Here is an 11927-nt window from a genome sequence, read left to right on the forward strand (position 1 = left end):
CGGTCGTCAGCCAGAAAAGGTTGCTCATTGATCATGCTCCTCGGGGAGCCTGAATCACGCAGCCTCATCAAGATCAATGGGTCCTGAGCCTAGCCTTCGCCTCGAGCGCGCAAGCGGGGGGGCTTGCGGCGCCCATCCTCCAGCCGGGGCTGCCCCCCGTGGCCGGAGCGGAACGCGGCGTGGCGGGCGAGATTGCCTATAACAACCCGGCCACCCGCCGCAGCGTCGCCGATGCGCCGCGCTATGCAGCGTCCTGCGCCGCCGTGGCGCCGGTGATCCGGGCGCTTCAGGCGCAGGGCTTCTCCGCCTTCGATGTGGCAGTCGGCCCCAGCCAAGCGCGGATCGCCGCTATCCGCGGCGACGTCATGAACGAGTTCGTCTATGACTGTCGGACCGGTCAGCCGCTGTCGCAGCGCGGCGCACGCGTCTCCGGTAGCCGCGCACCGGGCATCACCTACGCGGCACGGGCCGAGAGCCGCGACTTCGTCGATCTCGGTGGTGCTGTCGGTACCGCCGCGACGGCCGCTCTCGCGGCGAATGCTCTGAATGGCGGCGGCGCGTCGACCGATGCTACGCTGCAAGGCGGGGTGTCGGTGGCGGGAAGCGCAGATCTTCCGCAGGCCGGTGGCACGACCGAGGTTGCGGCAGGGACGCAGGCGACCGGATCGGGTTCAGCCGGCGGCACGGGTGGAACGACTGCAGTGGTCGACGCCACCGGCTCGGCTTCCGTCGGCGGTACAACCGTGACGGAAGCCCGGGCGACCGGGACGGCGACTTCGACCTCGACCTCGACCGCAGTGGCGACGGCCAGCGCCGACGGTTCGGCGACGTCCGAAACCAGCACCGAAGCGCGCGGATCGCGTTCGGGGGGCCTGTTCGGCATGTTCAACAAGGATCGCCGTGACGACCGCAAGGCGCGGAACGACCATCGCGACGATGACGATGAAGACGAGGATCGCGACCTTGCCGATCGCGACCGCGATGGCAAGGAGCGCGGACGGCGTGGCGGCTGCGGCGACGTCGATGACGACGAAAACCGCTCGGACGGGAAAGACAATTGCGGACATGGCAACAATGCCGACGGGATCGACGAGGACAATCCCGGTCTCGCGAATGGTGGCGGGCCCGCCGACAAGGCCGGCTCCGGCGATGGCAAGGGCCCGGGGCAGGGTGGTCTCGGCGGCAAGGCCAAGGCCGACGCGTCCGGCACAACCGACAAGGCAGCCAAATCCGACAGCAATGCCAAGGGCCAGAAGGGCCGCGGCTGACGCGACACGGTTGTATCGACCGCTTTGAAACTCCGAAGGCCCGCGCTTCCATGGCGCGGGCCTTGTCGCATTCGAGGCCCTGCGCATGGCGACGCGTTGCCGCGCGGCATGGGAACGGGTCGCGGCAGGCCACCTGTCGCCCGATCACACAGCGTTCGCTAAAACATGATCTGTGACGCTTGGTAAATCTCCGTGATTTGCCAATGTGTCGCGCCCACATAATATGATGGAAAGAAAAAGATTCGCCTTCCGGGGGGACGGACCGCGTGCCGAGCACGCCAACCGACGAGAGAATGGGCCGATGGATGTCTTTACCCGCTACGCCGAAAACTACGCCAGCTCGCGTACCGAGGAGCTGAGCCTGCAGGAATACCTCCTGCGATGTCGGGAGGACCCATCAGTGCGTGCCACCGCCGCAGAGCGGATGATGCGCGCGATAGGCGAGCCGGAACTGGTGGATACCAGCCACGACCAGCGGCTCGGCCGGATCTTTCTCAACCGCACCGTCAAGATCTACCGCGCCTTCGAAAGCCTCTATGGCAACGAGGAGGTGGTCGAGCGGATCGTCGGATTCTTCCGCCACGCGAGCCAAGGCCTCGAGGAGCGCAAGCAGATCCTCTACCTGCTCGGCCCCGTCGGCGGCGGCAAGTCGACCATCGCCGAAATCCTCAAGGCGTTGATGGAAAAGGAGCCGATCTACGTTCTCAAGGCCGGTGACCAGATCAGCCCGGTCTTCGAAAGCCCGCTTGGGCTGTTCGATCGCGAGCGTTTCGGCGATCTACTGGAGGACAAGTACGACATTCCGCGCCGCCTGCTCACCGGGTTGATCAGCCCCTGGGCGGTCAAGCGGCTCGAGGAGTTCGGCGGCGACATCTCGCGCTTCTCGGTGGTGAAGATGCAGCCCTCGCGGCTCAGGCAGATCGGCGTCACCAAGACCGAGCCGGGCGACGAGAACAACCAGGACGTCTCGGCGCTGGTCGGCAAGCTCGACATCCGCAAGCTCGAACACATGGGCCAGGACGACCCGGATGCCTACAGCTACTCGGGCGGCCTCAACCGCACCACCCAGGGCCTGCTCGAGTTCGTCGAGATGTTCAAGGCGCCGATCAAGGTGCTGCACCCGCTGCTGACCGCGACGCAGGAGGGCAGTTATACCGGCACCGAGAACATCGGCGCGATGCCCTACCAGGGCCTGATCATCGCCCACTCCAACGAGGCCGAATGGCGCCAGTTCAAGGGCAACCGCAACAACGAGGCCTTCCTCGACCGGATCTCGGTGGTCAAGATTCCCTACTGTCTGCGCGCCACCGAGGAAGCGCGGATCTACGACAAGCTCCTGCGCGAAAGCTCTCTCGGCAGCGCGCCCTGCGCCCCCGAGACGCTGCCGATCCTCGCGCGATTCTCGGTGCTCACCCGGCTGCAGGAGCACGAGAACTCGACCCTCTACGCCAAGATGCGCACCTATGATGGCGAGACGCTCAAGCATACCGACCCCAAGGCGCGCAGCATGCAGGAGTATCGCGACGCCGCCGGTGCCGATGAGGGGATGACCGGCATCTCGACCCGCTTCGCCTTCAAGGTGCTGGCCGAGACGATCAACCACGATGTCGACGAGGTCGGCGCCGATCCGGTGCACCTGATGTACGTGCTCGAACAGGCGGTCCGGCGCGAACAGTTCCCCGAGGAAATCGAGGCGCGCTATCTCGACCATCTGAAGTCCGATCTCGCGCCGCGCTACGCCGAGTTCATCGGCGAGGAGATCCAGAAGGCCTATCTCGAGAGCTACGCCGATTACGGCCAGAACCTGTTCGACCGCTACATCGCCTATGCCGACGCCTGGATCGAGGACCAGGACTACAAGGATCCCGATACCGGGCAGATGTTCGACCGCGACGTGCTCGAGGCGGAACTGGCCAAGATCGAGAAGCCGGCGGGGGTGTCGAACCCCAAGGACTTCCGCAACGAGGTGGTCAAGTTCGTGCTCAGGGCACGCGCCGAGAACGAGGGCCGCAACCCCGACTGGCGCGGCTACGAAAAGCTGCGGCGGGTGATCGAGAAGCGGATGTTCAGCCGGGTCGAGGACCTGTTGCCGGTGGTGAGCTTCGGCGCCAAGCGCGACAAGGACACGGATGCCAAGCATGCCGAGTTCGTGGAGCGGATGGGCGAGCGGGGCTACACGCCGCGCCAGGTGAGGAGGCTCGTCGAATGGTACATGCGGGTGAACAAGGCCGGATGAGAAAGGGGCGGGCATGACGCATTTCATCGACCGCCGTCTCAACCCCAAAGGCCGCAACCTCGGCAATCGACGACGCTTCATCGGCCGCATCAAGGCGCATGTGCGCGAAGCGGTCGACGCGAGCGTGCGCAAGCGCGGCATCACCGACATGGAGGCGGGCACCGAGGTTTCGGTGCCGCGCGACAGCCTCGGCGAGCCGAGCTTTCGCCACGCCTCCAAGGGGGGCACCCGCGAGGGGGTGCTGCCCGGCAACCGCGAATACCGCGCCGGCGACGAGATCCCGCGCCCCCAGCAGGGCGGCGGCGGGGCCGGGCGGCAGGGCGCACCAGACGGCGAGGGCGAAGACGACTTCGTCTTCGCGCTGTCGCGCGACGAGTTCCTGGACATCTTCTTCGAGGATCTCGAACTGCCCGATCTGATCAAACGCAGCCTCGCCGGCAGCGCCGTGCACCGGCCGCGCCGCGCCGGGCTTTCGGTCACCGGCGCGCCTGCCAACCTCAATGTCGGCCGCACCATGCGCCGCGCCATGGGGCGGCGGATCGCGCTGCGGCGTCCGTCGGACGCCGCGCTCGAAGAGTTGCGGGACAGGCTCTTCGCGCTCGAAGCGGTGTTCGAGCCGGATGCCGAGCAGCGCGCCGAGATGGCCCGGCTGCGCGAGGAACTCGAAGCCGCGACCACGCATCGCAAGCGGGTGCCCTATCTCGATCCGCTCGATCTGCGCTACAGCCATTTCGAGCCGCAGCCCGAGCCCCGCGCCCGCGCCGTCATGTTCTGCCTGATGGACGTGTCGGCCTCGATGGGCGCGCGCGAGAAGGACCTCGCCAAGCGGTTCTTCGTGCTGCTGCACCTGTTTCTGCGACGCCGCTACGAGACGGTCGAGTTGGTCTTCATCCGGCACACACATCTGGCCTCGGAAGTCGACGAGCAGACCTTCTTCTACTCGCGCGAGAGCGGCGGCACGATGGTCTCGACCGCGCTGGCCGAGATGCATCGCGTGCAGTCCGAGCGCTACCCTGCCTCGGAGTGGAACATCTACGCGGCCCAGGCCTCGGATGGCGACAACTACCAAGGCGACAGCCGCGACTGCCAGAGCTGGCTCGAGGGTGAGCTTCTCAAGGTCTGCCAGCACTTCGCCTATGTCGAGATCATCGGCGAGGCCGAGGCGCGGATCCTGCGCGACGCGGCACGCGGCACCGAGCTGTGGATGGCCTATCGCGAGGTCGCATCGCGCTGGCCCAACTTCGCGATGCGCCGCGTGGCCGGGTCGGGCGACATCTACCCGGTCTTCCGCGACCTCTTCGCCCGCAAGACGGAGGCGGCGCATGGCTGAGCTGCTCTTCGACGGCCCGGACTGGAACTTCGACACGCTCCGGCGCACCACCGAGGCGATCGAGGAGGTCGCGCGCGACGATCTCGGGCTCGACGTCTATCCCAACCAGATCGAGATCATCTCGACCGAGCAGATGCTCGACGCCTATTCCTCGACCGGCATGCCGCTGATGTATCGGCACTGGTCCTTCGGCAAGCAGTTCATCCATCACGAGCGGCTCTATTCCAAGGGCGCGCAGGGGCTGGCCTACGAGATCGTCATCAACTCGGATCCCTGCATCTGCTACTGCCTCGAAGAGAACACCATGCCGATGCAGGCGCTGGTGATCGCCCATGCCGCCTTCGGCCATAACCACTTCTTCAAGTCGAACCACCTGTTCCGGCAATGGACCGACCCGCGCGGCATCCTCGACTATCTCGACTATGCCCGCAATTTCCTCAGCCGCTGCGAGGAACGTTACGGACCGGGGCGGGTGGAGCGGACGCTGGATGCGGCGCATGCGCTGATGAACGCCTCGGTCTTCCGCCATCGCCGTCCGGCGCAGCCCTCGCTGCGAGCCGAGGCCGAACGCGCCGAGAAGCGGATCGAGGAGGACGAGCGCGCCGCCCACTACTTGTGGAGTCGGCTCGAGGCCGAGCGGCGCTCCGATCCCGGTGAGGACGAGATCGTGCAGCGGCGCCGTGCGCTCGGCCTGCCGGAGGAGAACATCCTCTACTTCCTCGAGCGCCACAGCCCGGTGCTCGAGCCGTGGCAGCGCCAGACGCTTCGGATCGTGCGCAACATGGCGCAGTATTTCTATCCGCAGCGCCAGACTCAAGTGATGAACGAGGGCTGCGCCTGCTTCGTGCATTTCCACATCCTCAACCGGCTGCACGAACAGGGCCGGATCGGCGATGGTGCGATGCTAGAGATCCTGCATAGCCATTCGAGCGTGCTGTTCCAGCCCGGCTACGATCACCCGGGCTATAGCGGGCTGAACCCCTACGCGCTGGGTTTTGCCATGATGCGCGACATCCAGCGGATCTGCGAGGCGCCGGAGGAGGAGGACCGCGCCTGGTTCCCGGCCATAGCCGGCTGCGGCGACTGGCGCGGCGTGCTCAAGGACGCCTGGGCCAATTACCGGGACGAGAGCTTCATCCAGCAGTTCCTCAGCCCCAAGGTGATGCGCGACCTGCGGCTCTTCGCGCTGCGCGACGCCGAAAGTGAGGAGACGCTGCGCGTCACCGCCATCCACGACGAAGGCGGCTATCATGCGGTGCGCGACACGTTGGCGCGCAGCTACGACCTGTCGAGCCGCAGCCCCGACATCGAGGTTCTCGACGCGGATCTGGCGGGCGACCGCATCCTGCGGCTGCGCCATACCCTGCGCAACGACGTCCCCCTCGATCCGCGCGAGAGCGAGGCGACGCAGGCCTGCTTGCGGGAACTGTGGGGCTACGAGGTCGAGATCGAGGAACTGCAAAGCTGACCGATTGGATGCTTCAAGCAAATATATTTTAAGCTTGAAATGAATCGGCGCCGGGCCTAGCCTTTCTCCGTAGCACCGGGGAGGGGTCATGAAGATCGCATGCATCGGAGGCGGACCGGCGGGGCTCTACTTTGCCATTTCGGCCAAGCTTCGGGACCCGTCGCACGAGGTGGTGGTGATCGAGCGCAACCGCGCCGACGACACCTTCGGTTGGGGCGTCGTGCTCTCGGACGAGACGCTCGACAACCTTGCTGCCAACGACCCTGTATCGGCCGCCGCGATCCGCGAGCATTTCGCCTATTGGGACGACGTCGCGGTGGTGAAGGGCGGCGAGCGGATCGTCTCCTCGGGCCACGGCTTCTGCGGCATCGGCCGCAAGCGTCTGCTGCTACTGCTGCAGGACCGCGCGCGCGAGCTGGGCGTAGAGCTGCGCTTTGAAACCGAGGCCAGCAGCGCTGCCGACTATGCTGCGGATTATGACCTCGTGGTCGCGGCCGACGGGCTGAATTCCAAGACCCGAACAACGTTCGAACAGGAGTTCCGCCCGGAGATCGACCGCCGCCGCTGTCATTTCACATGGCTCGGCACGACCCAGAGCTTCGCCGACGCCTTCACCTTCATCTTCGAGAAGACCCGGCATGGCTGGGTCTGGGCGCATGCCTACCAGTTCGAGCCCGGCACCGCGACGTTCATTGTCGAATGTGCGCCAGAAACCTTTGCCGCCTGGGGCTTCGACAAGATGAGCCAGGAAGAGTCGGTCGCCACCTGCGAAGAGATCTTCCGCGACCATCTGGGCGGCCATCCCCTGATGTCTAACGCGCGCCATATCCGCGGCTCGGCCTGGATCAACTTTCCCCGCGTTCTATGCGAGCGCTGGTACACCGACAACATCGTGCTTCTGGGCGACGCCGCCGCCACTGCCCACTTCTCGATTGGCAGCGGCACCAAGCTGGCGCTCGAATCCGCGATCGCGCTGGCCGACGAGATCGCCCGCGCGCCCGACCTGTCGACCGCTTTCGCCGCCTATGAAGAGGCGCGCCGCGTCGAGGTGCTGCGCCTGCAATCGGCGGCGCGCAACTCGATGGAATGGTTCGAGGAGGTCGAGCGTTATCTCGATCTCGATCCCGTGCAGTTCAACTACTCGCTGCTGACCCGCAGCCAGCGCATCAGCCACGAGAACCTGCGCCTGCGCGACGCCGAATGGCTCAAGGGCGCCGAGCGCTGGTTCCAGACCCAAGCCGGCCTGCCCGAGGAGGCGCCGGTGCGCGCGCCGATGTTCGCGCCCTACAGGATGCGCGGCATGGAGCTTAAGAACCGCGTCGTGGTTTCGCCGATGGCGCAGTACAAGGCCGTGGATGGCGCGCCCACCGACTGGCACCTCGTGCATCTGGGCGAGCGGGCCAAGGGCGGCGCGGGGCTCGTCTATACCGAGATGACCTGCGTGAGTGCCGCGGGCCGGATCACGCCGGGCTGCCCGGGGCTCTATGCGCCCGAGCACGAGACGGCATGGGCCCGGATCGTCGATTTCGTCCATGCCGAGACCGATGCGAAGATCTGCTGCCAGATCGGCCATTCGGGGCGCAAGGGTTCGACCCAGTTCGGCTGGGAGGAGATGGACGCACCGCTGAAGCAGGGCAACTGGGAGACCATTTCGGCCAGCCCGATCCCGTGGTCCGATAACAACCCCGCGCCGCGCGAGATGACCCGCGCCGACATGGAGGAGGTGACGGCGCAGTTCGTCGCCGCGACCGAGATGGCGGCGCGCGCGGGCTTCGACATGATCGAGCTGCACGCGGCGCATGGCTATCTCGTCTCGTCCTTCATTTCGCCCATGTCGAACCGGCGCAGCGACGAATATGGCGGCAGCCTCGAGAACCGCCTGCGCTGGCCACTCGAGGTGTTCCGGGCGATGCGGGCCGCGTGGCCCGAGGACAAGCCGATGTCGGTGCGGATCTCGGCCAATGACTGGGTCGGCGAGCACGGCGTGACGCCCGACGAGGCGGTCGAGATCGCGCGCGCCTTCTCGCAGGCCGGGGCCGACCTGATCGACGTCTCGGCGGGCCAGACCAGCATCGAGGCCAAGCCGGTCTATGGCCGCATGTTCCAGACGCCGTTCTCCGACCGCATCCGCAACGAGGCGGGGCTCGCGACCATGGCGGTGGGCAACATCTACGAGGCCGACCACGTGAACTCGATCCTGATGGCGGGGCGCGCGGATCTCGTTGCCATCGCCCGGCCGCACCTCGCCGATCCCTACTGGACGCTGCACGCCGCCACCGCGATCGGCGATCGGCACGAGGACTGGCCGGTTCCCTATCTGCCCGGTCGCGACCAGGCCTGGCGTCTGGCCGATCGGGCCGAGCAGATGCAGGAGCGGGTCTGATGCGGCTTGCGGGACACCACGCGCTGGTCACCGGCGGCGGCACCGGGGTGGGACGGGCCATCGCCCGTGCCCTGGCCGCCGAAGGGGCCCGCGTCACGATCACCGGGCGGCGCAAGGCGCCGCTCGAAGAGACCGCCGGGGGGCAGGCGGAGATGGGATGGATCACGGGGGACGTGACGCGCGCCGGGGAGGTGGTGCGCGTCGTGGAGCAAGCGACGCGAGAGCGCGGCCCCGTGACCATCGCCATCGCCAATGCCGGCGCGGCCGAGAGCAAGCCGTTTGCCAAGACCACACCCGAGGATTTCGACGCGATGCTCGGCGTCAACCTGCACGGCGTGTTCAACCTGTGGCAGGCGGTGCTGCCGGGGATGCGCGAGTCGGGCCGGGGACGGCTCATCGCCATCGCCTCGACCGCCGGTCTCAAGGGCTATCCCTATGTCTCGGGCTATGTCGCGGCCAAGCACGCGGTGGTCGGGCTGACGCGGTCGCTGGCGCTCGAACTGGCGCGTACACCGATCACCGTCAACGCGATCTGCCCCGGTTTCGCAGAGACGCCGATGCTCGAAGAAAGCATCGACAACATCGTCGCCAAGACCGGCCGCTCGCGCGAGGAGGCCGCCAAGGCGCTGGCCTCGGGCAACCCGCAGGGACGATTCGTGCAGCCCGAAGAGGTCGCCGATGCGGTGCTTTGGCTCGCGGGCGAAGGGGCCAGCGCGGTGACCGGGCAGGCGATTTCGGTATCCGGGGGCGAGATATGAGCGTCGAGGTGCAGGCCAAGGCGGGCAAGACGCGGCTCAGGCTGTGGCTGAAGCTCCTGAAGACCTCGAACGCGGTCGAGACGGCGCTGCGCGACCGGCTGCGCACCGAGTTCGGCACCACCCTGCCACGTTTCGACGTGATGGCGGCGCTGGATCGCAGCCCCGAGGGGCTCAAGATGTCCGAGCTGTCGCGGCGGCTGCGGGTGTCGAACGGCAACGTCACCGGCATCGTCGACCGGCTCGAAGCCGAGGGCCATGCCGAGCGCCACGCCGTGGCCGGCGACCGGCGCGCCATGGAGGTGCGGCTCACCGGCAAGGGGCGCGGGCATTTCGCCACGCTCGCGGCCGCGCATGAATCGTGGGTCAACGAGCTGATGGGCGCGATCACCGAGGCGGAGGCGGTGCGGATCATGGAGGATCTCGACACCGTGGCCCGCGATCTGGAGGAGAAACGATGAGCGCGCATTTCAGGCTGGAGCGCGAGGGCGCGGTCGCCGTGGTCCGGCTTGACCGCCCCGAACGCAAGAACCCCTTCACCTTTCAGAGCTACGCCGAGCTGCGCGACTGGTTCCGCGACCTGGCAGGGGATGACGAGATCCACGCGGTCGTCATCGCCTCGAATGGGGGCAACTTCAGCTCCGGCGGCGATGTCGAGGATATCATCGGCCCGCTCACCGAAATGGACATGAAGGGCTTGTTGGGCTTCACCCGGATGACCGGCGATCTGGTCAAGGCGATGCTGACCTGCGGCAAGCCGATCGTCGCCGCGGTGGACGGTGTGGCGGTCGGCGCCGGCGCGATCCTCGCCATGGCCTCGGACATCCGCCTCGCCACGCCCGAGGCCAAGACCGCGTTCCTGTTCAACCGCGTCGGTCTGGCGGGCTGCGACATGGGCGCCTGCGCCATGCTGCCCCGCATCATCGGGCAGGGGCGCGCGGCCGAGCTGCTCTATACCGGCCGGGTGATGACCGCGGATGAGGGCGCCGCTTGGGGCTTCTACAACCGCCTCGTCGGCGGGCACGAGCTTGAGGCCGAGGCGCTGAAACTGGCGAGCCGCATCGCGGCGGGCCCGCGCTTTGCCAACATGATGACCAAGACCATGCTGCTGCAGGAATGGGACATGGGGCTGGAGCGCGCGATCGAGGCCGAGGCGCAGGCACAGGCGATCTGCATGCAGACCGAGGATTTCCGCCGCGCCTACCACGCCTTCATGGCGCGCGAAAAACCCGTCTTCGAGGGGGACTGACATGTCGGACAAGAGCTTCCTCGACTGGCCCTTCTTCGATGAGAGGCACCGCGAACTGAGCGAGGCGCTGGAGCACTGGGCCGGGCGGCGGTTGGGGAATATCGACCATGCCCACACCGACGCGGCGTGCCGGGAGCTTGTGACGCGGCTGGGGCAGGGCGGCTGGCTGGAACACGCGGCCTCCGAGGACGGCAAGCTCGACGTGCGCAGCCTGTGCCTGATCCGCGAGACGCTGGCGCGGCATGACGGGCTCGCCGATTTCGCCTTCGCGATGCAGGGGCTGGGTTCGGGCGCGATCTCGCTGTTCGGCACGTCGGAGCAGAAGTCCGAATGGCTGCCCAAGGTGCGGTCAGGCGCGGCGATCTCGGCCTTTGCGCTGACCGAGCCGCAATCGGGCTCCGACGTCGCCAACCTCGCCATGACGGCGCGGCGTGACGGCGGTGACTGGGTGCTCGACGGCGAGAAGACCTGGATCTCGAATGGCGGCATCGCCGATCTCTACGTGGTCTTCGCGCGCACCGGCGAAGGGCCGGGCGCCAAGGGGCTGTCGGCCTTCATCGTACCCGCGGAAACGCCGGGGCGGCGCATCGCCGAGCGGCTCGAGACCATCGCGCCACACCCGCTGGCGCGGCTGGCCTTCGAAGGCGTGAGGCTGCCCGAGAGCGCGATCATCGGCGAACCGGGGCAGGGCTTTCGGATCGCGATGTCGGTGCTCGACGTGTTCCGCTCCACGGTGGCGGCAGCAGCCCTCGGTTTTGCGCGCCGCGCGATGGATGCGAGCCTCGACCGGGCGGCGTCGCGCGAGTTGTTCGGCGCGCCGCTGTTCGAGATGCAGATGGTGCAGGGCCACATCGCCGAGATGGCGCTCGACATCGACGCGGCAGCGCTGCTGACCTACCGCGCGGCATGGATGAAGGACAGCGGCGCGCCGCGCGTCAGCCGCGAGGCGGCGATGGCCAAGCTGTTCTCCACCGATCAGGCGCAGAAGATCATCGACGCGGCGGTGCAGATCCATGGCGGCGACGGGGTGCGTTCGGGCTCGGTGCCCGAGACGCTCTACCGCGAGATCCGCGCGCTCAGGATCTATGAGGGTGCGAGCGACGTGCAGAAGATCATCATCGCCCGCGCCGCCATGGCGGCGCATGACAAGGAAGCCGCCGCCATGGCGGCGCACGCAAGCTAGGGCAGGGCCGCGCCGCCCGGGGAAGGGGAGAGCCCCGGCAGCGCGGATCAGGGAG

Annotated in this window: 9 protein-coding genes; all 9 read left to right on the forward strand. The window is 67.4% G+C overall.

Going from position 1 to position 11927, the window contains the following annotated elements; all coding sequences use genetic code 11:
• Positions 1 to 158: 158 nt before the first annotated feature.
• The 9 genes from FHS00_RS16630 (at position 159) to FHS00_RS16670 (ending at position 11872) form a co-directional block, all read left to right on the forward strand.
• Positions 159 to 1268 (forward strand): hypothetical protein, encoded by a 1110-nt coding sequence (locus tag FHS00_RS16630; RefSeq protein WP_183475224.1) that lies wholly within the window; start codon positions 159 to 161, stop codon positions 1266 to 1268.
• A gap of 301 nt (positions 1269 to 1569) precedes the next feature.
• On the forward strand, positions 1570 to 3504 hold the full coding sequence (locus FHS00_RS16635; RefSeq protein ID WP_183475225.1) for a PrkA family serine protein kinase: 1935 nt from the start codon (positions 1570 to 1572) through the stop codon (positions 3502 to 3504).
• A gap of 13 nt (positions 3505 to 3517) precedes the next feature.
• Entirely contained in the window at positions 3518 to 4834 is a 1317-nt protein-coding gene (locus FHS00_RS16640; RefSeq protein ID WP_183475226.1) for a YeaH/YhbH family protein, read from the forward strand.
• Positions 4827 to 6302, forward strand: coding sequence for a SpoVR family protein (locus tag FHS00_RS16645; protein ID WP_183475227.1), 1476 nt, complete (start codon positions 4827 to 4829; stop codon positions 6300 to 6302). The genes FHS00_RS16640 and FHS00_RS16645 overlap by 8 nt, the downstream gene beginning before the upstream one ends.
• An 88-nt stretch (positions 6303 to 6390) precedes the next feature.
• On the forward strand, positions 6391 to 8685 hold the full coding sequence (locus FHS00_RS16650) for a bifunctional salicylyl-CoA 5-hydroxylase/oxidoreductase (RefSeq protein ID WP_183475228.1): 2295 nt from the start codon (positions 6391 to 6393) through the stop codon (positions 8683 to 8685).
• Positions 8685 to 9443, forward strand: a complete 759-nt coding sequence (locus tag FHS00_RS16655; RefSeq protein ID WP_183475229.1) for an SDR family NAD(P)-dependent oxidoreductase — start codon at positions 8685 to 8687, stop codon at positions 9441 to 9443. The genes FHS00_RS16650 and FHS00_RS16655 overlap by 1 nt, the downstream gene beginning before the upstream one ends.
• A complete protein-coding gene (locus tag FHS00_RS16660; protein ID WP_183475230.1) occupies positions 9440 to 9901 on the forward strand; it encodes a MarR family winged helix-turn-helix transcriptional regulator in 462 nt (153 codons plus the stop codon). Before FHS00_RS16655 ends, FHS00_RS16660 begins: the two co-directional genes overlap by 4 nt.
• Positions 9898 to 10689 carry an enoyl-CoA hydratase family protein gene (locus FHS00_RS16665; RefSeq protein WP_183475231.1) on the forward strand — a complete coding sequence of 264 codons (792 nt, stop codon included), beginning with the start codon at positions 9898 to 9900 and terminating at the stop codon, positions 10687 to 10689. Before FHS00_RS16660 ends, FHS00_RS16665 begins: the two co-directional genes overlap by 4 nt.
• A gap of 1 nt (position 10690) precedes the next feature.
• Positions 10691 to 11872, forward strand: coding sequence for an acyl-CoA dehydrogenase family protein (locus FHS00_RS16670; protein WP_183475232.1), 1182 nt, complete (start codon positions 10691 to 10693; stop codon positions 11870 to 11872).
• Positions 11873 to 11927 lie beyond the last annotated feature (55 nt).

The organism is Limimaricola variabilis, from assembly GCF_014195545.1.
GTDB lineage: Bacteria > Pseudomonadota > Alphaproteobacteria > Rhodobacterales > Rhodobacteraceae > Limimaricola > Limimaricola variabilis.

Coding starts and splice junctions, on each gene's coding strand:
- FHS00_RS16635 (WP_183475225.1), top strand. CDS start 1,570: ATGGATGTCTTTACCCGCTACGCCGAAAACTACGCCAGCTCGCGTACC.
- FHS00_RS16650 (WP_183475228.1), top strand. CDS start 6,391: ATGAAGATCGCATGCATCGGAGGCGGACCGGCGGGGCTCTACTTTGCC.
- FHS00_RS16655 (WP_183475229.1), top strand. CDS start 8,685: ATGCGGCTTGCGGGACACCACGCGCTGGTCACCGGCGGCGGCACCGGG.
- FHS00_RS16660 (WP_183475230.1), top strand. CDS start 9,440: ATGAGCGTCGAGGTGCAGGCCAAGGCGGGCAAGACGCGGCTCAGGCTG.
- FHS00_RS16640 (WP_183475226.1), top strand. CDS start 3,518: ATGACGCATTTCATCGACCGCCGTCTCAACCCCAAAGGCCGCAACCTC.
- FHS00_RS16645 (WP_183475227.1), top strand. CDS start 4,827: ATGGCTGAGCTGCTCTTCGACGGCCCGGACTGGAACTTCGACACGCTC.
- FHS00_RS16665 (WP_183475231.1), top strand. CDS start 9,898: ATGAGCGCGCATTTCAGGCTGGAGCGCGAGGGCGCGGTCGCCGTGGTC.
- FHS00_RS16670 (WP_183475232.1), top strand. CDS start 10,691: ATGTCGGACAAGAGCTTCCTCGACTGGCCCTTCTTCGATGAGAGGCAC.